This is a genomic window from Pseudomonas sp. NLJ1 (assembly GCF_049486705.1).
Taxonomy (GTDB): domain Bacteria; phylum Pseudomonadota; class Gammaproteobacteria; order Pseudomonadales; family Pseudomonadaceae; genus Aquipseudomonas; species Aquipseudomonas inefficax.
This window is the reverse complement of the sequence record NZ_CP137735.1, coordinates 5,378,051-5,400,423: the sequence shown is the minus strand read 5'-3', so window position 1 is coordinate 5,400,423 and position 22,373 is coordinate 5,378,051. Positions and strand designations below refer to the sequence as shown.

Annotated in this window: 23 protein-coding genes; 9 read left to right on the top strand and 14 right to left on the bottom strand. The window is 64.9% G+C overall.

The features are described from left to right. Window positions 1-10: 10 nt before the first annotated feature. Genes R9B85_RS24385 through R9B85_RS24375 form a run of 3 tightly spaced genes read right to left on the bottom strand, consistent with a single transcriptional unit; the run spans window position 11 to window position 6,127 of the window. Entirely contained in the window at window positions 11-3,685 is a 3,675-nt protein-coding gene (locus R9B85_RS24385; RefSeq protein ID WP_423770661.1) for a translocation/assembly module TamB domain-containing protein, read from the bottom strand. Beyond that, the gene (locus tag R9B85_RS24380) at window positions 3,682-5,424 is read right to left on the bottom strand and encodes an autotransporter assembly complex protein TamA (protein ID WP_423771079.1); all 1,743 of its coding nucleotides are present in this window, start codon (window positions 5,422-5,424) and stop codon (window positions 3,682-3,684) included. Before R9B85_RS24380 ends, R9B85_RS24385 begins: the two co-directional genes overlap by 4 nt. Before the next feature lie 52 nt (window positions 5,425-5,476). Then, a complete protein-coding gene (locus tag R9B85_RS24375; protein WP_423770660.1) occupies window positions 5,477-6,127 on the bottom strand; it encodes a GNAT family N-acetyltransferase in 651 nt (216 codons plus the stop codon). Between the two features lie 132 nt (window positions 6,128-6,259). Between R9B85_RS24375 and xthA the strand changes: the two genes are divergently transcribed. After that, on the top strand, window positions 6,260-7,072 hold the full coding sequence (xthA, locus tag R9B85_RS24370; RefSeq protein WP_375149871.1) for an exodeoxyribonuclease III: 813 nt from the start codon (window positions 6,260-6,262) through the stop codon (window positions 7,070-7,072). 346 nt (window positions 7,073-7,418) lie between these two features. Here xthA and R9B85_RS24365 read toward each other — a convergent pair whose 3' ends face one another. Together R9B85_RS24365 and R9B85_RS24360 are read right to left on the bottom strand one after the other, a co-directional pair. Next, window positions 7,419-8,171 (bottom strand): anti-sigma factor, encoded by a 753-nt coding sequence (locus R9B85_RS24365; protein ID WP_313854693.1) that lies wholly within the window; start codon window positions 8,169-8,171, stop codon window positions 7,419-7,421. Continuing rightward, window positions 8,168-8,689: a sigma-70 family RNA polymerase sigma factor gene (locus tag R9B85_RS24360; protein ID WP_112253937.1), complete on the bottom strand. Its 522-nt coding sequence runs from the start codon at window positions 8,687-8,689 to the stop codon at window positions 8,168-8,170. Before R9B85_RS24360 ends, R9B85_RS24365 begins: the two co-directional genes overlap by 4 nt. Before the next feature lie 124 nt (window positions 8,690-8,813). Here R9B85_RS24360 and R9B85_RS24355 point away from each other — a divergent pair, with 124 nt between their 5' ends. The 4 genes from R9B85_RS24355 (at window position 8,814) to R9B85_RS24340 (ending at window position 12,314) form a co-directional block, all read left to right on the top strand. Continuing rightward, entirely contained in the window at window positions 8,814-9,866 is a 1,053-nt protein-coding gene (locus R9B85_RS24355; protein ID WP_112253936.1) for a catalase family peroxidase, read from the top strand. Continuing rightward, window positions 9,863-10,396, top strand: coding sequence for a cytochrome b (locus R9B85_RS24350; RefSeq protein WP_112253935.1), 534 nt, complete (start codon window positions 9,863-9,865; stop codon window positions 10,394-10,396). Before R9B85_RS24355 ends, R9B85_RS24350 begins: the two co-directional genes overlap by 4 nt. Before the next feature lie 85 nt (window positions 10,397-10,481). Beyond that, complete coding sequence (locus R9B85_RS24345; RefSeq protein WP_112253934.1) at window positions 10,482-11,687, top strand: MFS transporter; 1,206 nt, start codon at window positions 10,482-10,484, stop codon at window positions 11,685-11,687. Between the two features lie 81 nt (window positions 11,688-11,768). After that, complete coding sequence (locus tag R9B85_RS24340; protein ID WP_003248033.1) at window positions 11,769-12,314, top strand: cupin domain-containing protein; 546 nt, start codon at window positions 11,769-11,771, stop codon at window positions 12,312-12,314. 94 nt (window positions 12,315-12,408) lie between these two features. Here the strand turns inward: R9B85_RS24340 and R9B85_RS24335 are convergent, their stop codons facing one another. Together R9B85_RS24335 and R9B85_RS24330 are read right to left on the bottom strand one after the other, a co-directional pair. Continuing rightward, entirely contained in the window at window positions 12,409-13,020 is a 612-nt protein-coding gene (locus tag R9B85_RS24335) for a 2-hydroxychromene-2-carboxylate isomerase (protein WP_112253933.1), read from the bottom strand. 29 nt (window positions 13,021-13,049) lie between these two features. Continuing rightward, window positions 13,050-13,781, bottom strand: a complete 732-nt coding sequence (locus R9B85_RS24330; RefSeq protein ID WP_112253932.1) for an SDR family oxidoreductase — start codon at window positions 13,779-13,781, stop codon at window positions 13,050-13,052. Window positions 13,782-13,870: 89 nt separating this feature from the next. On the opposite strand from R9B85_RS24330, the gene R9B85_RS24325 reads away from it, so the two are divergent. Together R9B85_RS24325 and R9B85_RS24320 are read left to right on the top strand one after the other, a co-directional pair. Then, complete coding sequence (locus R9B85_RS24325; RefSeq protein WP_252378567.1) at window positions 13,871-14,434, top strand: TetR/AcrR family transcriptional regulator; 564 nt, start codon at window positions 13,871-13,873, stop codon at window positions 14,432-14,434. Beyond that, window positions 14,421-15,014, top strand: coding sequence for a DUF4157 domain-containing protein (locus R9B85_RS24320; RefSeq protein ID WP_112253930.1), 594 nt, complete (start codon window positions 14,421-14,423; stop codon window positions 15,012-15,014). Before R9B85_RS24325 ends, R9B85_RS24320 begins: the two co-directional genes overlap by 14 nt. Window positions 15,015-15,184: 170 nt before the next feature. Here R9B85_RS24320 and R9B85_RS24315 read toward each other — a convergent pair whose 3' ends face one another. Further along, window positions 15,185-16,177 (bottom strand): bile acid:sodium symporter family protein, encoded by a 993-nt coding sequence (locus R9B85_RS24315; protein ID WP_370290160.1) that lies wholly within the window; start codon window positions 16,175-16,177, stop codon window positions 15,185-15,187. Between the two features lie 119 nt (window positions 16,178-16,296). Here R9B85_RS24315 and ampC point away from each other — a divergent pair, with 119 nt between their 5' ends. Continuing rightward, window positions 16,297-17,439: a class C beta-lactamase gene (ampC, locus tag R9B85_RS24310; RefSeq protein WP_112253928.1), complete on the top strand. Its 1,143-nt coding sequence runs from the start codon at window positions 16,297-16,299 to the stop codon at window positions 17,437-17,439. Between the two features lie 301 nt (window positions 17,440-17,740). Further along, window positions 17,741-18,073, top strand: a complete 333-nt coding sequence (locus tag R9B85_RS24305) for a hypothetical protein (protein WP_003253895.1) — start codon at window positions 17,741-17,743, stop codon at window positions 18,071-18,073. Window positions 18,074-18,119: 46 nt separating this feature from the next. On the opposite strand, the gene R9B85_RS24300 is transcribed toward R9B85_RS24305, so the two are convergent. The 6 genes from R9B85_RS24300 to R9B85_RS24275 form a co-directional block, all read right to left on the bottom strand. After that, window positions 18,120-18,431 (bottom strand): hypothetical protein, encoded by a 312-nt coding sequence (locus R9B85_RS24300; RefSeq protein ID WP_112253927.1) that lies wholly within the window; start codon window positions 18,429-18,431, stop codon window positions 18,120-18,122. A gap of 139 nt (window positions 18,432-18,570) precedes the next feature. Next, complete coding sequence (locus R9B85_RS24295) at window positions 18,571-18,759, bottom strand: hypothetical protein (protein ID WP_003253897.1); 189 nt, start codon at window positions 18,757-18,759, stop codon at window positions 18,571-18,573. Between the two features lie 138 nt (window positions 18,760-18,897). Further along, window positions 18,898-19,218, bottom strand: a complete 321-nt coding sequence (locus tag R9B85_RS24290) for a YbjQ family protein (RefSeq protein ID WP_003258990.1) — start codon at window positions 19,216-19,218, stop codon at window positions 18,898-18,900. Between the two features lie 215 nt (window positions 19,219-19,433). Beyond that, on the bottom strand, window positions 19,434-20,318 hold the full coding sequence (locus R9B85_RS24285) for an EamA family transporter (protein ID WP_423770659.1): 885 nt from the start codon (window positions 20,316-20,318) through the stop codon (window positions 19,434-19,436). 146 nt (window positions 20,319-20,464) lie between these two features. After that, window positions 20,465-21,220: a class II aldolase/adducin family protein gene (locus tag R9B85_RS24280; protein ID WP_112253938.1), complete on the bottom strand. Its 756-nt coding sequence runs from the start codon at window positions 21,218-21,220 to the stop codon at window positions 20,465-20,467. A gap of 23 nt (window positions 21,221-21,243) precedes the next feature. After that, the gene (locus R9B85_RS24275; RefSeq protein WP_112253925.1) at window positions 21,244-22,287 is read right to left on the bottom strand and encodes an ABC transporter substrate-binding protein; all 1,044 of its coding nucleotides are present in this window, start codon (window positions 22,285-22,287) and stop codon (window positions 21,244-21,246) included. Window positions 22,288-22,373 lie beyond the last annotated feature (86 nt).

Here is a 22,373-nt window from a genome sequence, read left to right as displayed (position 1 = left end):
CCGCGCAGGCTCAGAAGTCGCGCTTGTAGAAGATGTCCAGTGAGCTGGCCAGCCCGCTGGCAGCCTCGAGATACACCTTTTTGCTCAGCTTGTAGCGCAATGCAATGGTATTGGCGGGCTCGAACACCCCCACCCCGTAGCGCAGGCTCAGCTTCTCGGTGAGGTTGCCACTGGCGACCACGCTGGTGGTATTGCCCGAACCTTCGGTGTCCAGTTGGAAGTCGTCGATGCCCAGGCTCGAGGCCAGGCTGCCGGTGATGCCCGCGCTTCCCGCCAGGCCCAGGCCCAAGGCCGCCTCGGCGAGCATGTTGTTGTCTTCGCCGGAAGCGCCCAGAGGCCGCCCCAGTACCAGGTACGAAAGCGCCTGTTCCTGGCTCATGGCCGGCTCCGAGAACACTTTGCTGGTGGGCTGCTCGGCACTGCCGCTCAGGCGGATACCGGCAATCACATCGTCGACCTTGCGAATCGCTTCAATGTCCAGATACGGCTGATCGATCGGGCCTGCGAACAGCAGCCGCGCCCGGCGGATGGTCAGGCGCTGGCCGTAGGCACGATAGCGGCCGTCGGCCAGGCTCAGCTCGCCACGGGTGTCGAGGTTGTCGCCGATGTGCACATGGCCGAGCAGATTGGCCTTGAGACCAAAGCCGCTGAACGAAAGCTTGTCGCGGCCCACTTCCACATCGATGTCCATGGCCATCGCCATGGGTGGCTTGCCCTCTTCGGTCTGGTGACCGACGATCACCGTGTCATCCGAAACCTTGACGGTAGACGGTGGCAGCTCACGCACGGTGATCGTGCCCTTGGGCACCTGTACCTTGCCGGTAACCGCCAGCTTGTCGTCGACCAGGCGCAAGGTCAGGTCCGGGGCGACCTCCAGTGTCGCATAGGGCTCGACCGTGATGGGCAGTTGCTGGCCCTGCAGGCGCAGGTCCATGCCCAGTGCCTGGCCCCAGGTGAGGTTGCCGTTCAACTGGCCGCGCCCCGCTTCGCCACTGTGCCAGCCGCCATTGAGCTGCACCTGCTCGCCGGCAATCACTGCCTGCAATGACAGGTCCTCGAGGCTCACCGGCAGCTCGGCGCCACTGACTTCGCCGCCGCTGAGCATCAGGTTGCCGTTGACCTGCGGCGCCAGCAGGGTGCCCGACAGCCGGCCGCTGCCATTGAGCTGCCCGGCCAGGCGCTCGACCATGGGCACGAACGGGCGCACCACCGACAGGTCAAGGCCGGCCAGGCGAAAATCACCCGAAAGCGGCTTGTTCCTGCCCAGTGGATCGAGGCGGGTGTTGACGTTCAGCTCGCCCAGGCGCTCGCCGCGGAACGACAGGCGAGTATCGACGCGCCGTGGCGCCAGCGTACTGTCCAGGCGCAAGGCCTGGTACGGGAAGTCGACCCAGCGGTCCTTGTCACGCACGCGCAGGGTACCGCCACTGGCATCGACGACGATGTTGCCCTTGGGGCCGCTGGCCGGGATGTCCAGGTTGATGTCGGCATTGAGCAGGCCCTGCCAGGCGAAGTCCTTCGGCAGCCACTGGGCCAGGCTGTCCAGCGGGAACTGCTTGAGGTGGTAACGCAAGCGTGGCTCGGGGGCCAGGCGCTGGTCCTCGCCACACAAGCTGGCCTGGCCGGAGCGCCAGCAGTGCGCAGCAAAGTCCAGTTGGCCGCTGGCCAGCCGCTGCAGGCGCGCCGGTGCCTGCAAGCGCCAGTCCTGGCCGCCGGCCTGGATCCGCCCACTGGCCAGGCGCCCACGCCAGTCCCCCTTGTTCAACTGGCCATCCAGGCCGAGGTCGAGCTTGAGCTGCGGGCCGTCCAGCGCCAGGGTCAAGGCTTGCTGGCGAATGTCACCTTTGCCGTTGGCCTGCAAAGTCCCCAGGGCCGTTTCACCCAGGTGAATGCCGCTGGCCTTGAGTTCGATCACGCCGCGCTGGGCGTTGTCCAGGCGGGCATCCAGGTTCAGCTGCTGCAAGCGGTTTTCCACCTGGGCCAGCCGCTGGCCCTGCAGGGTCAGCGTACCTTGCGGGGCCTGCAAGGTGCCGGCGACGTCCAGCCGCCCCTTGACCTGACCCTGCAACCTTGGCCACAACTGGCCGAGACGCGGCAGGTCGAGGTCGAGCCGCCCGGCCAGGCGCTGCTGCAGGCTGCCGCTGCCATTGATGCGGTTATCCCCCAGCTGGATTGCCAGGGCGCCCAGGGTCCAGCTCTGCCCTGCCCCCTGGGCCTCGACCTTGAGCATTGCCGGTTGGCCGCGCAGGCGGCCTTTCAAGTCAAGCCGGGCATCGAGGCTCAGCGCGTCGCCTTTTATCTCGCCTTTGCTGCGCAGCGGCCCCGCCAGGGTACCCGGCAACTCGGCCAGCCAATAGGCCGGGTCGAGCGCCGACAACTGCAGGTCGACATCCCATGCCAGGGTGTCGGCAAAGCGCACGGCGACACTCCCGGCAGCCTTGCCTTGCCCGGCGGTCAGCGCCAACTGTGGCAGCTTCACCTGGCTCAGGTCACCTTCGAAGGGGCTGGCCAGGCTGAACGCGCCGGCCGGGCCATCCAGGTCGCCATTGAAGGTGCCCTGGTAGTTGCCATCGCGATAGTGCACCTGGGCCATGAACCGCTTGAGGGTGACCTCGGGCGGTGTCTCCAGTGGATACAGGCGCAGCCACGGGAAGTCCTGCCAGTCCAGCTGGGCATCGGCGACCAGGCCTTGCTGCCAGTCAGCGGTGGCTTGCAACTTGACCTGCTGGGTATCGCTGGCGTTCAGGTCCAGGGCATCGAGCCTGGCGCCTTTGCCGTCGACCAGCCCGGACAACAGCAAGGCGATCGGCGACTGCTCGGCCGGCAGGCTGGCCGCCCCCGAAAGTTGATAGCCCTTGCGCAGGTCGCCGCTGGCATCGAGCTTGAGCTGGTTGAACTGCACGGTGTCGGGCAACGAGGCGGCCGGCTTGAATGCCTCGGAGCGGATCTGCAAGGTCGCTGGCAGGTGCTCGGCCAACGCCTGCAATTGCCCGCTCAGCGTGGCGTCGAGGTAACCGCTGCTGGTGCCGACGAGTTTCAGGGTTTTCTGCAGCTCGCCGGTGGCGGTCAGCGCCAGCTGCCACGGTTTGCCGTCCACCGCTGGCAGTTGCAGCTGCGCCTGGAGCTGCACCGGCCAGTCAGCTTCGGGCTGCAGGTCGCCCTGCAGGTTCAATTGCAGGTCATCGCGCTGCAGGTGCAGGCTGTCGATGCGCAGCCCGGTGCTGGTCCAGTGCGCCGCCAGTTGCAAATCGCCAAGCAGGTCGCTGCCATCCAGGCGCACCTGGCCAACCTTGACCTCACCCAGCTCGATGGCCAGCGGCAAGCGTAGGGCTGGCAACTGCAGCGGGCCGCTGTCGGCCGATTCGCCGCTGGGCGCAAAGGCCATGTCGATGCGCTGCGCCTGCAACTGGTCAATGCACAAGGTAGAGCGCAGCAGGCATGCCGGCGACCAGGCCAGCAGCGGCGCCTGCACCTCTACCGTGCTGCCGGCATCGGCCCAGCTCAGCCGGCTGGCTTGCCAGCTACCGGCCAGGCGGCCCTGGAAGTCAGCCACCTCAAGCCCGGGCACCTTGCTCAGCACCCAGCGGCTGCCAGCTTCGGTCCCCAGCAGCAGGCCGAGTACCAGGCCCAGGCTTGCGGCTACCCCGAGCAGGCCCGCCAGTATGTACTTGATCACGCGTTTCACAGCTCAGGCCCCATGGAAAAGTGCAGGCGAATTCCCCCTTCATCATCCAGCGCCTTGGCCAGGTCCAGGCGCAGCGGCCCGACCGGCGACACCCAGCGCACGCCAAAACCGACACCGGTCTTGAGGCTTGGCAGCTCCAGGTCGTTGAACGAGTTGCCCTGGTCGACGAAGGTTGCCAGCCGCCACTTTTCGGTCAGCGAATACTGGTACTCGACACTGCCGGCGACCAGGTAGCGGCCGCCGATGCGGTCGCCGTCGCTGTTCTTCGGTGACAGGGTCTGGTAGTCATAGCCACGCACGCTCTGGTCGCCACCGGCGAAGAAGCGCAGTGACGGCGGAATGTTGTTCTTGAAGCCATTGGTCGCGCTGCCACCGAACTGCACCCGGCCTAGCAAGCGATGGTCACGGCCAAGCGTGGTCAGGCCCTTGAGCAGCACGTTGCCATGCAGCAGGTTGGTGTCCGAGACCAACCCTTCCTTGGCCACCTGTACATCGAACTGCAGGCGGTAGCCGTTATGCGGATCGATGCGGTTGTCACTGCGCAGGAAGGAGTAACTCACGCCGGGCATCAGCAGGTTGCTCAGCCCGGAGTCATCACCCAGGCGGTACTCCTCGCGCTGGTACTTGAGGGAGATCACCCGCTGCCAGCCGCTTGGCAGCTTGCTGTGCCACTCGGGGCCCACCGTCAGCAGTTTGCTGAGGGTGTCGGTGCCGGCAATTTCTTCGTTCTGGTAGCCGCCAGCAAAGCGCAACTTGTCGGTCAGCGGTGGGTCGAGGGGGATGTCGTACCAAAGCCCGACGTTCTGCCGGGGCGCCGACAGTTCGGTCTCCCAGCCGTAGCTATGGCCCTGCGGGTTGACCCAGTGGCGGGTCCAGTTGGCCTTGCCACGTGGCCCGACGTCGGTCGTGAAGCCCAGGCCCAGGCCCATGGTGCGCGGCTTGCGGGTTTCCAGGCGGACATCCACGGGAATTTCTTCGCCCACGGCGGCGGTGGGCGCCGCATCCACGCGCACGCCTTCGAAGTAGCCGCTCGATTGCAGGTCGTTGTTCAGCTCGGCGATCAGTTCCGAGTCGTAAGGTGTACCCGGCTTGAACGAGACCATGCGCTGCAGCAGGTCGTCGTCCAGCGGTGTGTCGCCACCAAAGGTGACAGCGCCCAGGTGATAGCGCGGGCCGCTCTGGTAGACCAGTTCGATATCGGCCACACCCGCCTGGGGGTCGACCGCCAGGCGCTGGCGGCTGAAGCGCCCACTGAAGAAGCCATAGCGCGATGCCTGGTTCTGGATCAGCCGCTTGGCATCTTCGTAATGGCCGTGGTTCAGTTGTTCGCCCGCGCGCAAGGCCTTGCTGTCGGGAACGCGAAAGGCCTTCATTTCGCTGGCGGGGCCTTCGATGCGTACGGTCACGTTGCGCAGGCGAATCGGCTCGCCGGGGTCGATGGTGATGATCAGTTGCGGGGAACGGTCAGCCTCGCTGGCGGGCTTGACCTCCGTGTCGATCTGCGCCTGGTAGTAGCCAAGTGCCTGCGCGGCTTTGCGCGCCTGCTCCTGGGCGCCGCGACTGAAGCGCAGCAGCGCTTCTTCATCGCGGTCGCCAAGGGTACCGATATAGCCTTCGACATTGGCCTTGAGCGCCTTGTTGGCCGGTTTGACCTTCACCAACAACTCGCTCTGGCCCCATGCTGCGAAACTGGCGACCCAGATAACCAGGCCCCAGGTCAATCTTCCTGAATACGTCATGCGGCGCATGCTACCAGAGCCGGGCGCTCAAGGGAGCCGCCGCGCAGTCTGCTCAGGCAAAAGCAGAATTGGAAGAGACCGGGTTGGGATGGTAGAACACCCTTTCACGGATTGGTCCTACAGCCACCTCACCAATTTCCTCATAGCCCTGGCGCTGGTAAAAGGCCAGGTAGTGCTCGTTGCCGGTGTCCAGCACCACACCCTGGGTGCCAGGGTCGTCTGCGCACCAGTCATGCACAGCTTGTAACAATTGCTCGCCGTAGTGCTTGCCCTGGAATTGCGGGTGCACGCCCAACAGCGGCAGCACATGCACCTCGTCGGTGGGCAGGCAGGTGGCCAGGGCGGCCTGGTAGTCCATGTAACGGCGCGTACAGCGCAAGCCGGTGCCCATCATCATGCGCAGGCGCCAGGCCCAGCTGTCGGCCACGCCCAGCCGGCGCATCGGCGGCACGATCAGGGCCAGGGCGATCAGGCGATCCTCCACCAGCAGGCCGATGGCGGGCAGTTGCAGGTAGAAATGCTGGCGTACCCACTCGCGCACCATCACCCGCAGGCGCCGCTCGTAGCCTGGGCGCTGGGCCTCGAAGATATAGGCAAAGGTAGGTTCGTGACGGTAGGCGTTGTACAGCAGCGAACGCGCCTCGCGGCTGTAGCCGTCATCGAGCAGGCAGACACGGGCCGGAGTGGCAGTGGTTTCGGGCATTGCGGGCAGTCCTCCTGGAATGGGCTTACAGTGCCCTGGCAAGGACGTTAGCAGCAGGCTCCCGAAGCCGCCATGCTGGTGATGGCAAGCGATGTCGGCTAGCATCGCGCCTTTTACCGGGATCATCTTTCCATGAAGATCGTCTGTTTCAACATCAACGGCTTGCGGGCCCGCCCGCACCAGCTGGCGGCGCTGATCGAAAAGCACCAGCCGGACGTGATCGGCCTGCAGGAAACCAAGGTCAGCGACGATCAGTTCCCGCTGGCCGACGTGCAGGCGCTGGGCTACCACGTGCATTACCACGGGCAGAAAGGCCACTATGGCGTGGCCCTGCTGTCGCGCCAGGTACCACTGAGCCTGCACAAGGGCTTTGCCAGCGATGAGGAAGACGCCCAGCGCCGCTTCATCTGGGGCACCTTCGCCGATGCCGATGGCAACCCGATCACCATCATGAACGGCTACTTCCCCCAGGGTGAAAGCCGCGACCACCCCACCAAGTTCCCGGCCAAGCAGCGTTTCTACAGCGACCTGCAGGCGCTGCTGGAAGGCCAGTTCCGCAACGACCAGCCACTGCTGGTGATGGGCGACATGAATATCTCGCCGCAGGACTGCGACATCGGCATCGGCCCGGACAACGCCAAGCGCTGGCTCAAGACCGGCAAGTGCAGCTTCCTGCCGGAAGAGCGCGAGTGGATGGAGCGCTTGAAAGGCTGGGGCCTGGTGGACAGTTTCCGCCACCTGTACCCGGAAGTGACCGACCGCTTCAGCTGGTTCGACTACCGTAGCCGCGGCTTCGAGGACGAGCCCAAGCGCGGCCTGCGCATCGACCTGATCATGGCCTCGCAGCACCTGGTACCGCGGATAAAGGATGCGGGTGTGGACTATGAACTGCGCGGGATGGAAAAGCCGTCGGACCATGCGCCGATCTGGCTGGAATTAAGCTGAGTTTAGCGGTGAAGCCACAAGGCGCATGCCTTGGATCTTGTATTGCCTGTGAGATCGGGCGCCGCCCGCGCGGCGCTTCGCGGGGCAAGCCCGCTCCCACATCTGTTTCGGGCCAATTATTCCTGTACCAGGTGGGTTGCAGCCTTGGTGCATGGCTGGAGATGGATGAGGAGCAGTTGCCCACCCTTGATATCGAATGGAACAAACAAGGCGGACAGAGGTGACCTCACAGGAGTGACTGGCCCGAAACAGATGTGGGAGCGGGCTTGCCCCGCGAAGCGCCGCGCGGGCGGCGCCCGATCTCACAGGCACCACAAAGCCCAAGGCATGCACCTTAACCCACCACTCACAACCCCAACCGCAACACCTCCCCCACCCCCGCCCCGCGCACATCGTCCGCCGCGCTGACCAGAGCAAAGTTGTAGGCCCCATGCGACCAATACCGTGCCTCCAGCTGGCCATCCACGCGATGCCCGTCCGGCATGCGCCGATACTGATCACCTGGTGAGCGCAGGAACAGGCTGATGCGCTGGCCCTTGCCATCCTCGAACACCAGCAACGCCGCCGGCCCACGCTCATTGCTTAGCAGGCGCGCGCCCACTGGCTTGAAGCCGTAGCCCGCCAGGTCCGGCAACTGGCCCACGCGGCTGAAATGGCGCCCCAGCCAGTCACGCAACTGGCCCGGGTCGCTGGCCTGGATATCCAGTGCCTGGCTGCCGGCAAACAAGCGATGTGCCTGGACGGCATCTGCCATCGGCAGGTCGCCACGCGCCAAGGTCGCGTCGCGTACCTGCCAACCACCCAGGCCACCCACCCCCAACGCCAGCAACAACACCGCTGCCGTGGCCCAGCGGCGCTGGCGGCGTTCTCGCAATTGTCGACGCAACTGCCCCAGATCCAGCTGTGCAGCCCCGGGCACTTCGCCAAGCCCGGCCAACGCTGTACGCAGGCGGCGGGCGTCGGCACGCCAGCCCTCGACCTTGGCCGCAGCCTGCGGGTTGGCCGCCAGCCAGGCCTGCACCTCGGCCCGGCGTACAGACTCCAGGCGTTCGTCGACGTAAGCGTGCAGTTCGTCTTCACTGGGGATCAGGCGCGTCATTTCAGTCTCCGCAAGGCCGGGGGCTGGGGGCTGCCCTCGGTCAGTTCGCGCAAGGCATTGCGGGCGCGCGACAGGCGCGACATCACAGTGCCGATAGGGATGCCCAAGGTCTGGGCGGCCTCCTTGTAGCTCAAGCCTTCGATGCTGACCAGCAACAACAACGCACGCTGTTCTGCCGTGAGCCGGGCGAAAGCCTGCAGGTCGGCCTGGGCCAGGACGATGGCCTCGAGGTTGCCGCCGACCGGTTCGTCGTCGCGCTCACCGCGGCCGAACCAGGACAGCCAGCGCGCGTGCAGGCGCTCGCGACGCTTTCCGTCGAGGAACAGCCGATAAAGGATGGTGAACAGCCAGGCCCGCAGGGCATCGGCGTCGCGTTGCTGGTCGCGCCGGCTCAAGGCCCGCTCGACCGTGGCCTGCACCAGGTCGTCGGCGCTGCCCGGCTCGCGGGTCAGCCACACGGCAAAGCGGCGCAGGCGGGCCAGCAGCTCGCGCCACTGGTGGTCGTCCAGATCATGCATGGCAAAGTCCCGGCGTCTGGGGTTGTCAGTGTAAGAGGCAGACGCCTGTGAAGAAAATCTATTCCCGGCGAAGGAATAAGTTTTTCCCTGCGCCGTCGTACCGGCACCTTCACTGAACCGGACGATGACCATGAACTCACCCCTGCACGGCCCCGCCAAGGCCCTGCGCCTGGCCGCCATCGGCGCCGTGATGCTGGCCGCGGGCGGCGCCTTTGCCTATGCCGCCGGCTGGCTTGGCGAAACCCGCCTGACCCCACAACGCATCATCGACACCTTCGAAGCCCAGGCCGGGCATTACCCGGGTTACCGCAAGAACCACGCCAAGGGCCTGTGCGTCAGCGGCTACTTCCAGCCCAGCGGGCAGGCCGCCAGCCTGTCCACGGCGCGGGCGTTCAGCCAGCCGCGGGTGCCAGTGATCGGCCGCTTCGCCATCGGCGGTGCCAACCCGTTCGCGCCGGATACCGGCATACCGGTACGCAGCCTGGCCATCGAGCTGAGCACCGACGACGGGCAGGTCTGGCGTACCGGCATGAACAACCCGCCGGTGCTGGCGGTAAGCACGCCACAAGCCTTCTATGAGCAAGTGCTGGCGGGGGCGCCAGACCCGGCCACCGGCAAACCGGACCCGAGCAAACTGCAGGCGTTTTTCGCCGCCCACCCGGAGAGCGCGGCGTTTCGCCAATGGGCGGCGGCTTACAAGCCCAGCAACAGCTTCGCCAGCACGCAGTACCACAGCATCAACGCCTTCCGGCTGATCGACGCAAGCGGCGCGGACCACCCCGTGCGCTGGCAACTGGAGCCGCAAACAGCGTTTGTCGCCTTGCCTGCCCAGGTCGATGACAAACAGTTCCTGCAGCATGACCTGCAGCAACGCCTGGCCCAAGGCCCGCTGCGCTGGACACTGCGCCTGGTGCTGGCGGAGCCTGGCGATGCCGTGGACGACCCTGCCAGCCCCTGGCCTGCCGACCGGCGCAGCGTGAACGCCGGCACGCTGGTGCTGGAGCAGGTCGACGGCCCCGAGCAGGGGGCCTGCCGCGACCTCAACTTCGACCCGCTGATCTTGCCCCGAGGCATCCAGCCCTCCGCCGACCCGATCCTTGCCGCCCGTTCGGCCGCCTACTCGGAATCCTTCAACCGCCGCAGCCGCGAATCGCTCGGCACCGGAGCCCACCCATGAAAACCGACGCCTTCCACCCCCTCGCCCGCCTGTTGCACTGGCTGATGGCCGTGCTGATCCTGGCGATGTTGTTCATTGGTGTGAGCATGGTCGCCGACCTTTCGCCGCGCCATCCCGTGCTGATCGGGTTGCACAAGGCAACTGGCCTGGCCTTGTTGGTACTGGTGCTGCTGCGCATCGGCGTACGCCTGGCCCTCCCCCACCCGGCCCTGCCGCGCGACCTGCCTGTAGCGCAACGCTGGGCTGCCGGGGCCTCGCATCTGGCGCTCTACGGCCTGATGCTTGCCATGCCGCTGCTGGGCTGGGCCATGCTGTCGGCTGGTGGCTACCCGCGCCCGCTGGGCTTGCCGGCGATCGCGCCTCATGACCTGCAGCTGTACGCCGTGCTGCGCCAGGCCCATGGTTGGGCCGGCTACCTGCTGTTCGCCACGGTGCTGGTGCATGTGGGCGCGGCGTTGATGCACGCGTGGGTGCGCCGCGATGGCGTGTTGCGTAGCATGTGGCCTGGCCCACTGCGCCGTAGCGAATGACGCTCGGCAGCTCAGGGTGTCGACAATCGATAACAATTCCTAACAAGATCGGCTTTCTATTCGCCGTACCACCCTGGACTGCCCTATGAATGTCGCAAAGGATCCTGCCGCACTCGCACCCGCCAGTACCCTGGACTTGCGCCCCCTGCTGCTGGCCAACATGGCCTGTACCATGTCGATGATGGCCTTCGTCGCCCTGATCGGCCCGATCGCCCGCCAGCTCGGCATGGCCACCTGGCAAGCCGGTGCCGCCGTGACCGTGGCGGGCGTGATCTGGGTGCTGCTGGCCCGGCCCTGGGGGCGTGCCGCAGACCGGCTGGGCCGACGGCGCATCCTGCTGCTGGGCAGCGCCGGCTTCACCCTGGCCTACTGGCTGCTGTGCCTGTTTGTCGAAGGTGCGCTGCGCTGGCTACCGGGGGCGACCCTGGCCTTCATCGGCCTGATGGTCGCGCGCGGTTGTATTGGTGCCTTCTATGCTGCTATCCCGGTAGGCTGCAATGCGCTGATCGCCGACCATGTCGAACCGCAACGACGGGCCCGGGCCATGGCCTCGCTGGGTGCGGCCAACGCCGTCGGCCTGGTGGTGGGGCCGGCGCTGGCGGCGCTGCTGGCGCGCCATAGCCTGAGCCTGCCGTTCCATATCATGTCGCTGCTGCCGGCCAGTGCCTTCCTGGTGCTGCTGTTCACCCTCAAGCCGCAGGCGCTGTCGCACAGCCACGCGCCCAGCCCGGTGCGGCTGAACGACCCACGCTTGCGCCGGCCCTTGCTGGTGGCGTTCAGCGCAATGCTCAGCGTCACGGTATCGCAGATCATTGTCGGTTTCTTTGCCCTCGACCGCCTGCACCTGGGCCCTGCCGAGGCAGCCCAGGCCGCCGGCATCGCGCTGACCACGGTAGGTGTGGCGCTGATCCTGGCGCAGGTGCTGCTGCGCCAACTGGAATGGCCGCCGTTGAAGATGATCCGGGTCGGCGCCACGGTTTCGGCCCTGGGTTTTGCCTGTGGCTCGCTGGCGACCACAGCCCCCTGGCTGTGGGCTTGCTATTTCATCGCGGCGGCTGGCATGGGCTTTGTCTTCCCGGCGTTTTCGGCGTTGGCGGCCAATGCCATGCACGCCTCCGAGCAAGGCGCCACGGCCGGCTCCATCGGTGCTGCCCAAGGCATGGGCGCAGTGATCGGGCCGCTGGCCGGCACCCTGGCATATGCGGTCGATCCACGCTTGCCATTCCTGGCAGTGGCGGCGCTGTTGCTGTTGGTCGGGTCATGGCCGATGCCGCGCGATCAGCGGGCCTGACAAGCACAGCGCGCAAGCGTGCAGAGTGTGTTTTAATGCGCATCGCTCATTATTATTGACACCTCTGATTACAAGGCGGCTATGGACACGGGGACGCGACTCAAACTGGTGCGTGAACGCAACAACCTCTCCCAACGGGAACTGGCCCGCCGCAGTGGGCTGACCAATTCGACGATCTCGCAGATCGAGCAGAATCGCGTCAGCCCTTCGGTCAGCTCCCTGAAAAAACTGCTCGAAGGCATTCCGATGAGCCTGGCGGAGTTTTTCAGTTTCGACGAACCGGTGCGCGAAGAGCGTTACGTGTTCCGTGGCGGCGAACAGCCAGACCTGGGCCGCAACGGCCTGCGCATGCTGCTGGTCGGCGCCAGTGTCGAAGGCCGGCAGATGCGCATGCTGCGTGAACTGTATGCACCGGGCGCCGATTCGGGCGAACCGATCGTGCATGCCGAGGGTGAAGAGTGTGGCCTGGTCACCCGTGGCACCGTCGAATTGTGGGTCGATGGCCAGGTGAGCGTGCTCAACTCGGGCGACGGGTACTACATCCCCACTACCCTGCCGCACAGCTTCAAGAATATCGGCCCGGACGAGGCCGAGATCATCAGCGCCAACACCCCGGCGAATTTCTGATTGCCTGATTAGCGGTGGATGGCACCGGCTTTGCCGGTGTTCGCGGCTGAAGCCGCTCCCACAGGGAAAGCGCCAACTCTGTGGGAGGGGGCATTCAGATAGCGCTGTCGGCGCCCTGAAGCAGGGCCTCTTCGACAAAGTCCAGGCGGTCCTGGCCGAAGAACATCTGGCCACCGACAAAGCAGGTCGGCGCACCAAACACCCCGCGCCCCACGGCCTCTTCGGTCGCGTGCCTGAGCGCAGCCTTCACCTCCTCATCAGCCGCCAGTGCGCGAAATGCCTGCGGGTCGAAGCCGTCCTGGCTGAGCGTATCGTCGAGGACTGCGCTGTCGCCCAGGTTGCGGCGCTGCGCAAACAGCCCCTTGAACAGCACCGCCAGCAACGCCTCGAACCGCTCCGGCGAACGCAACTGGGTGCCCACTGCCCCGCGCATCAGGGTCAAGGTATTGACCGGGAAACCCAACGGCAACCCGAACGGTACCCCGTAGCGCTCGGCGAAGCGCGCCAGGTCGGTGAACATGTAACGGCCCTTGGCCGGGATCATCACCGGCGAAGCATTGCCGGTAGCCTGGAAAACCCCGCCCAGCAACATCGGCCGGTAGCGCAGCGTGGCACCCTGGCGGGCACACAGCCCAGGCAATTGAGTCCAGGCCAGATAGCTGGCCGGGCTGCCCAGGTCAAAATAGAAGTCGACAGTCTTGTGCATGGTTACGGTCCTTGCTCGGGGAAAGGGGCTTACCAACGTTCCATCCAGGGGCGCAGGTCCAGCTCGAAGGTCCAGGCGTCGCGGGGCTGGGCATGCAGGAACCAGTAGCTGTCGGCGATGTGCGCCGGGTCGAGGATGCCATCCTGGCCCTTGAGGGCGTAGCGCTCGGGGAAAGTGTCACGGATGAAGGCGGTGTCGATGGCACCATCAACCACCACGTGAGCCACATGGATGTTCCGCGGCCCCAGCTCGCGCGCCATGCTCTGGGCCAGGGCGCGCAAGGCATGCTTGGCCCCGGCGAATGCCGCAAAGCCCGCCGCGCCACGGGTGCCAGCGGTGGCGCCGGTAAACAGGATGGTGCCGCGCTCGCGCTGGACCATGCGCCGGGCCACCGCCTGCGCGGTAAGGAAGCCGGCAAAACAGGCCATCTCCCAGATCTTGAAGTACTTGCGCGGGGTTTCCTCGAGAATGCTGCAGGGCACATTGGCACCGATATTGAACACGAAGGCGTCGATCGGGCCGATATCACGCTCGATGGTTTCGACCAGCGCCGCCACCTCCTCCTCCTTGCGCGCATCGGAGCCGAAACCGTGGGCCTGCCCACCAGCAGCGCGAATTTCGTCCAACAGCGGCTGCAACTTGTCTACCTGGCGCCGGGTAACACAGGCAATGTAGCCCTCGCGAGCAAAGCGCTTGGCGATTTCGCCGCCGGTAGCATCCCCCGCGCCTATCACAAGCACCACTTTTTGTTGTTCTGCCATGCCTGTCTCCATTGATGAATGATCGTTTAGTAAACGAACGCTATGTTATGATCGCTGCCACCGTCAAGCCCGCCTGCAGAGGCAAGTGAATGCGCTACACAAACGAACACAAGCAGCAAACCCGCGAGCGGCTGCTGGCCAGCAGTGGCGCGCTGGCCAAACGCGGGGGTTTTTCCAGCACCGGCGTGGCCGGGCTGATGAAGGCGATCGGCCTGACCGGCGGCGCCTTCTACAACCACTTCCCGTCCAAGGACGACCTGTTCACCGAGGTTGTGCGGCAAGAATTGTGCAACAGTCCGCTGGCGCGCCTGGCCAACCAGGGCGCAAGCCGCGAACGCCTGGGCCGTTGCCTGCAGCAGTACCTGAGCCTGGCCCACCTGCACAATGCCGAGGGTGGCTGCCCGCTGCCGCCATTGGGGGTGGAAATTGCCCGGGCTGAAGCATCCGTGCGTGAAGTGGCCGAGCATTGGCTGGTGGAACTGCACCAGGCCTGGAGCGCGACCCTGGAGGATGACGAGTTGGCCTGGGTGCTGATCAGCCAGTGCGTCGGCGCCTTGCTGGTCGGGCGCATGCTGGCCACGGAAAGCGTGCAGTCGCAGGTACTGGCCGCCAGCCGCCACTTTGTCGAGAAGGCCCTGCATGAAGCGGATTAGTCTACTGCTGGGGCTACTGTCGAGCCTGCCTGCACTCGCCGAACAAGCCTGCCCGCCAGGGCAGTACCAGGTATGCCTGATGGGGTGTTTCTGTGCCCCCATCGACCCCGGGCAGGCCGGGCAGATTTTCAAGGATGTGGAAGTACTGGCTTCCTCCAGCCTGACATACGCATTGCATCAGGCCCGCGACGAAGCCGTCGCCAGCGGCGTCGAGCCGATCCCGTTGCATATCCGTGCGCAACTCGAACCCTGGTATGACTTTGCCGTACTCGACGCGGCGCGCTTCCGCGTGGGCGACGAACAGCAAATGAGCGCGGCCAACGCGCTGCTGCAGAACCCAGATGTGAACGCCGTGACGCTGATCGACACGATCATCTTCCGCCGCCCCGCCGACGCCGAGGACAACGTGGCCTTGTGGGCACACGAGCTCAAGCATGTGCAGCAGTATCAGCAGCTGGGCGTGGAAGAGTTCGCCCGGCGCTACACGCGCAACTACGACGACCTCGAAGCGCCGGCCTACAAGATCGAGGCCGAAGTAGGCAAGGCGCTGCGCGAGCGTGGTTCGGTGCAGGCCAGATAATTCCTTGTCATTGCGCGGTCACAGTGTAGGAGCGGCCTTGTGTCGCGAAAGGGTCGCAACGCGGCCCCGGCAATATCTGCTCCAAGCTGAAATCGAGGGGCTGCTTCGCAGCCCTTTCGCGACACAAGGCCGCTCCTACACTGCGACCGCATCAGTGGCCAAACCAGGTGTCAGGACGCCGCAGAAGCTTCTTCAGCCGCCTGCTCACGGCTGGCATAACGCTGCGCCAGCACCGCGCAGACCATCAGCTGGATCTGGTGGAACAGCATCAGCGGCAGGATCATCGCGCCAATCCCACTGCCGACGAACAGCACCTGCGCCATTGGTACCCCGGTGGCCAGGCTCTTCTTCGAACCGGCGAACAGGATGGTAATGCGATCCTCCAGGTCAAAGCCCAGCAGCTTGCCGAGCAGGCGGGTACCGTACAGCACCACCGCCAGCAAGATCCCGCACACGGCAAACAACCCGACCAGGTGTTGCGGCGATACCGTGTGCCACAGCCCGGTGACCACTGCCTCGCTGAACGCGGTGTAGACCACCAGCAGGATCGAGCCCTGGTCCACCACCTTGAGCCAACGCGCATTGCGCTTGACCCAGGCACCGATCCAGCGCCGGGCGACCTGCCCGGCCACGAACGGCACCAGCAGCTGCAGGGTGATCTTCAGCACTGCATCCAGGCCAGAACCGGTATCACCGCTGGCCCCCAGCAACATCATCACCAGCAACGGCGTGAGGAAAATACCGAGCAGGCTGGATGCCGCCGCGCTGCAGATGGCCGCTGGCACGTTACCACGCGCCAGCGAGGTGAAGGCGATGGCCGACTGCACGGTAGCCGGCAAGGCACACAGGTAGAGCACGCCCAGGTACAGTTCGTTGCCCACCAGCGGCACGAACAGTGGCTTGAACGCCAGGCCCAGCAGCGGGAACAATACGAAGGTGCAGGAGAACACCAGCAAGTGCAGGCGCCAGTGCCCGGCACCAGCGATTATCGCCTCGCGTGACAGCTTGGCGCCGTGCAGGAAGAACAGCAGGCCGATGGCCAGGTTGGTCAACCAACCGAAGTACACCGCGCCGTCGCCCGAGCAAGGCAGCACGGTGGCAATCAGCACCACCCCGAGCAAGGCCAGGGTGAAATTGTCGAATAACATTCGCAAATACTTCATCGCAGTTTCCATCTTGTCATTGTGCAAGGGCAGACGATAAGGTTTTCGGCTTTTCGCCGCTAACGCCGGAACCCCCACCGGTGTCGCTCAACGGACACGCTCCAGCACAGGACCCGCTCATGCCCCTCTCCCGCCTGGCTGCACTTGCAGCCGCCATCACGCTCACCCTGGGCCACAGTGCCGCCCAGGCCGACGACCAGTTGCAGGCGAAGGTCGACCAGATCATCCGCCCGCTGATGCAAGAGCAAGACATCACCGGCATGGCCGTGGCTATCTATGCTCGCAACCACGCGCACTACTTCAGCTATGGCGTGGCCAGCAAGGCTGACAATGTACCGGTCAGCCGCGACACGCTGTTCGAGATCGGTTCGCTGAGCAAGACCTACACCGCCACCCTGGCCGCACTGGCCAGTGCCGAAGGCAAGCTGGACCTCGACGCCCCGGCCAAGCGCTATCACCCGGCCCTCGCCGGGGCACCCATCGGCGACGCGAGCGTGCTGGAACTGGGCGCCTACAGTGCCGACTGCCTGCCATTGCAGTTCCCGGATGCGGTGCAGACGCCGCAGCAGGTGGTCGATTTCTTCCGTCACTGGCAACCCCGCGCCAAACCTGGCACCCAGCGCTGCTACTCGAACCCCAGCCTGGGCTTGTTCGGTGACCTGGTCGCCCGCGCGCAGCATCAGCCGTTTTCCTCGCTGATGAGCGAGGGCCTGCTGAAACAGATGGGCCTGGAAAACACCTATCTGCAGGTCCCGGCCAGCGCCCAGGGGCTGTATGCCCAAGGCTACGACAATGCCGGCAAACCGGTGCGGGTGGCCCCCGGCCCTTACGCCGACGAAGCCTACGGCATCAAGACCAGTGCCAGCGACCTGCTGCGCTATGTGCGCCTGCACATGCAGCCGGAGGGGCTGCCACCAGCGCTGGCGCAAGCCACGGCCATTACCCGGCGGGGCTACTTCCAGGTCGGCGCCATGACCCAGGGGCTGGGCTGGGAACGCTACCCCTACCCGGTCACGCTGAGCACATTGGTCGATGGCAACGGCCCGCAGCTTGTCCGTGGACCGCAGGCAACCACGCGCTTGCAACCAGCCCTGCCACCGCTGCCGGCAGCCTGGTACAACAAGACCGGTTCGACCAATGGTTTCGGCGCCTACGCCGCGTTCGTGCCCGCCGAACAGCTGGCCGTGGTGTTGCTGGCCAACCGAAATTACCCGAACGAAGCCCGGGTGCGCGCGGCCTTCGAGATTCTGTCCGGGCTGTAGTGCGGGCAGCGATTGTCGAACAAAACGACACAATGTAGTGACCAAAAATATTCACTACAAAATGGTTGACGCCGTTCATCGCCCTTGGGCATGATGAAGCCGTCTCCCTGATCGGGAGCGGTGGCAAGGGTGTTCCAGACGGCCTGCGCGGTAACGCAGGCCGTCCGTGGAGAGGGAAACTGTCCAAAAGGCAGCGTGAGAAAGCCCCTGTTGCGATGCTGCTGTAGCAGCCTTGGTAGTGCGCTACACCGTGGTAGCGCCAACTGTGAAAAATCACCTACGAATGGGTAATGGGGGCTTTATGATGAACTTGAACAACAATCCGACTATCGACCAATTGGCCCAGCTGTTCGCCGTACGCAAGGACAGCCTTGACGACCACCTGCTGTGGGTCAGCCAGACCGGTGAAGTGCGCCTCGACCGCCTGCCACCGAACACCGTCGAAGATGAATTCGAAGAGCACCTGCCCAGCATGCGGGCGCGCTTCAAGGTCTACCGCCGTGGCCAAGGCTACGTCGGCAAGAAGGCCGCCGCCGACACCGAGTTCGTTGGCCGCGTCCTGCAGACCCTGCAACAAGAATGGCCCGCTGCCCGTGAGCAGCAGGCAGTCAAGGTGATCGAACCGCTCAACTGACGGTTCCCACCCTTACCTGAGCCCGGCCTGCATAGGCCGGGCTTTTTCATGCCTGGCGCCGCTGGCTGCCGGGTTCCGGCAGCGGCAAGGCGCCGGTTGCCATCGCCCGGGCGCGGTCAACACCCCACACCAGGGCGCGGGTCATGGTCTCGCCTGGCCGTACGGGGTAATACTCCTCCAGCAATGCTCGGCCATCGGCGGCATACAGCCCCAGGAACAGTTGGGTCGCCCCCAGGCGCGACAAGCGCACCTGCACGTCCAGCGTGGTGCCGTCACTGAGCGCTTCGTCGTGGCAGCGGCTGTGCAGCTGGGCATCGGCCCATTGCCAATAGGTCTTTTCCCTGACTCGCATGAGCATTCAATCCTCCGTTGCTGGAATGCCGCGCAAGAAAACCACAGCCTTGGCTATCCCGCGAGCGCTACCCGGCAATGCCATGAGGCGGATCAAGAAAAGTAATAAAAACCCCGCCATTCGGCGGGGTTGTGCTGGAGCGGGATCACTTCTTCAGTGGAACCCGCGGCATGAAGCGGCCTTTTTTGCTGCGCTGCAGGTGTGCAGGCTGGAGCTGTTCGGAATCATCCAGCGTCATGTGGGCGAAGCCCAGGCGGAAGGCCGCCTGGCCGCAACGCACCTGGCTGTTGATCGGGAACGCGTCGTTCAGGTCTTCGAAAAAGGATTCGCTCATGCCCTGTCTCCCTCCAGTGGCGGACGCGTCGGCAACCAGAACAGTTGCTCCACTAAACGCGACCTGTGAAAGTGAGACTAGCTGGTCATTTGCGGACCGCCCGGACCGAGGTCCTGGACCCGACCAGCGGCAGGCGCTCTACTTCAGGCGCACCGCCGTACCGGTAGCAAATACCACGACCATGCCGCCCTGTACCGACGGCATGCTGATCTCGAAATCCACACCCACTACCGCATCGGCTTGCAACTGGCGTGCCCGCGCCTTCAATTCTTCGGTGGCCTGCTCCCGGGCTTCACGCAGTGCGCTTTCCAGCGTTTGCGAACGGCCGCCGAAGAAGTCACGAAAACGTGCAAAGAAATCGCGCACGAAGTTGATGCCCTGCACCGATTCGGAGCTGACCACGCCCAGGTATTCGGCAATCGGGCGGCCTTCGAGCTGGCTGGTGGTGGAAATGATCATGGGGTGCGCTCCATTGGCCTGGCAAAAGAGGCCGATTCTAACAGAGCGCAGCGCTGACCCGCAGACACGCCTCCATTGTGGGAGCGGGCGTGCCCGCGAAGCAGGCACCGCGTTGTTTGGCACGGGCTTCGCCCGTGTTCGCGGGCGCGCCCGCTCCCACAGGGAACGCGCAAGCTTTCAGATTTTCAGTCAGGCTGAGCGCGTGAAGGCGTCAACTACGCGCTGACCGCGCGCAGCCGTTGCCCAATGCGGGCGCCGAACACGTTGACCAGCAACCCGGCCATGACCAGCAATGCGCCCCAGCCCTGGGTTGCGGTCAAACGCTCACCCAGCAACAACGCCGACGAACTCAGGCCAATCACTGGCACCAGCAGCGAAAACGGCGCCACCTTGCCGGCCGGGTGGCGCGACAGCAGCTTGCTCCACAGGCTGTAGCCAAGCATGGTGGCGACAAACGCCAGGTAGGCCAGGGCCAACACCGAACTCCAGCTGATATTGGCAAGGGCATGGCCAATACGCTCCGGCCCCTCCAGCCACCAGGACAATGCCAGGAACGGCAGTGGCGGAATCAACCCGCCCCAGATCACCAGCGCCACCAGGTCAACCGAGCCAAAACGCCGGGTAATGATGTTGCCCATGCCCCACATCGCACCAGCACACAGGGTCAGCACCAGCGCCAGCATCGGTACATGGCCGCCGTCTTCGCTGCCGATAAGCGCCAGGCCGCTGGCGGCCACCAACAGCCCCAGCACGCTGGCCAGGCGCAGCCGCTCGCCGAGAAACAGCGCGGCGAAGCCGAGGGTGAAGAACGCCTGCGACTGCAGGATCAGCGAGGCCAACCCCGACGGCATGCCGCTGTACATGGCCTGGAACAGGAAAGCGAACTGGCCCAGCGAAATGGTCGCACCGTAGGCGATCAGCCAGCGCCAGGGCAGCTTGGGCCGCTTGACCAGCAGGATCGCCGGGAACGCTACCAGCAAGAAGCGCAATGCCCCCAGCAACATCGGCGGCAAGCCATCGAGGCCAACCTTGATGACCACGAAGTTGACTCCCCAGGCGACAATCACCACCAGGGCGATGAGCAGGTCCTTGAGCGGCATTGCGACATCCTTCTTCAAGCTTTCTAGACATATTTCGTTACAGCATAAGGCTATTCCTTTGACAGGGACCAGCACAGTTGCGGCATAGAGCTGCGCAACAGTGACTGTTATTGAGCAAATTTTGACGCAGCGATTGCAGGGCGGCGTCAGTTCCGATAGCCGGGTGCAACCCTTTCCAGCATCCGTAGCAATGCCTGCCAAGCCAGCTGCAACGCATCCGGGTCCGCCAGCTCGCCCTGCTTCAACCCCCACCCCGGCTCATTGAACTGCCGCTCGGTATGCGCGCACACTTCGGCCGACGGCAAAATCACTTGCCCGGCACTCTGCGCCGCCAACTGGATCTCGCAGGCCTTCTCCAGGTAATACATGCGCAGGAATGCTTCGGCCACGCTGCGCCCTGTGGTCAGCAGGCCATGGTTGCGCAGGATCATCACCGGCTTGTCGCCAAGGTCCGCCACCAGCCGTCGCTGCTCATCCATGTCCAGCGCTATCCCTTCGTAGGCGTGGTACGCCACCTTGCCGTAAAACTCCATGGACATCTGGTTAAGCGGCAGCAGCCCGCATTCCAGCGCTGCCACCGCACACCCTGCCCGGGTGTGGGTGTGCAGCACGCAGTGGGCATCCTCGCGGGCGGCATGGATGGCGCTGTGAATGACGAAACCGGCCGGGTTGACCGGATGCAGTGTCGGATCGACCGGCCGGCCCTGCAGGTCGATCTTCACCAGGCTGGAGGCCGTGATCTCATCGAACAGCAGGCCGTACGGGTTGATCAGGAAGTGGTGCTGCGGCCCTGGCAGGCGCAGGGAAATATGGGTGAAGATCAGGTCGCTCATGCGAAAGTGAGCGATCAGCCGATAGCAGGCGGCCAGCTCCTGGCGCAGGCTTTGTTCCGTTGCGGTCATCATCGTTGCCCCTTTGCAGCACGCTATTTGCTGGCCCACGCATTGAAGCGCTGCTCCAGCTCTTCGCCATGGTCGACCCAGAATTCCACATTCATCGCCAACGCCCCCTGCAGGTTCTGCGGCGAAGTAGGCACCCAACTGGCCAGGGACGGGTCGAGCTTCGCTGCCGCCTGGGTATTGGTCGGCCCATAGGGAATCTGCTGCACATAACGCACCTGGGTATCCGGCTGGTTGGCGTAGGCGATCAGCCGCTTGGCCTGCTCGACATGCCGCGAGCCCTTGATGATCGCCCAGTAATCCATCCCATACAGGCTGCCAGGCCAGACCACCGCCAGCGGGCTGCCCTGCTGGGCCGCCACGGCGATGCGCCCGCTGTAGGTCGAGGTCATCACCACATCACCCGCCGCCAGCCACTGCGCCGGTTGGGCGCCAGCGTCCCACCACTGGATATGCGGCTTGAGTTCGCTGAGTTTGGCAAAGGCACGCTCGACCCCGGCCGGTGTGGCCAGCACCTGGTACACATCCTCGACCTTGACTCCGTCGGCCATCAGGGCGAACTCCAGGTTGTACACCGCACGCTTGCGCAGGCCGCGCTTGCCCGGGTACTTGCTCACGTCCCAGAAATCGGCCCACGACGCAGGCGCCTGGGCCAGCTTGCTGCGGTCATAGGCAATGGCCACGCTCCATACCAGCGCCGCCGAGCCGCAGGCCTGCGCGGCATCGGCAATCAGTTCACCCGCATGGCCCATGCGCTGCCAGTCCAGCTGCTCGTAGATGCCCTCGTCGCAGCCGCGCATCAGGTCAGGCCCTTCGATCTGCACCACGTCCCAGTCGACATTGCCGGTGTCGGCCATTACCTGGATCCGGGCCATTTCGCCGTTGTACTCGCTCTGGATCAGCTTGCTGCCATCCTGGGCACTGAACGGTTTGAAGATCGCCTCGTCCTGGGCTTTCTGCCCGGCGCCGCCATAGCCGACCACGACCATTTGCGGTGCCGCTTGCGCACTGCCCAGGCCCATGGCCAGCAACGCTGCGCAAAGGCCGCTTACACGTGGGAATACCTGCATCGTAGTTGCCTCCTGCCGGTGCCCGAGGGGCCCGTTTTCTTGTTGTTGTGAGGTCACGCCCTCGCCATGAGGGTGAGAAAAACCTA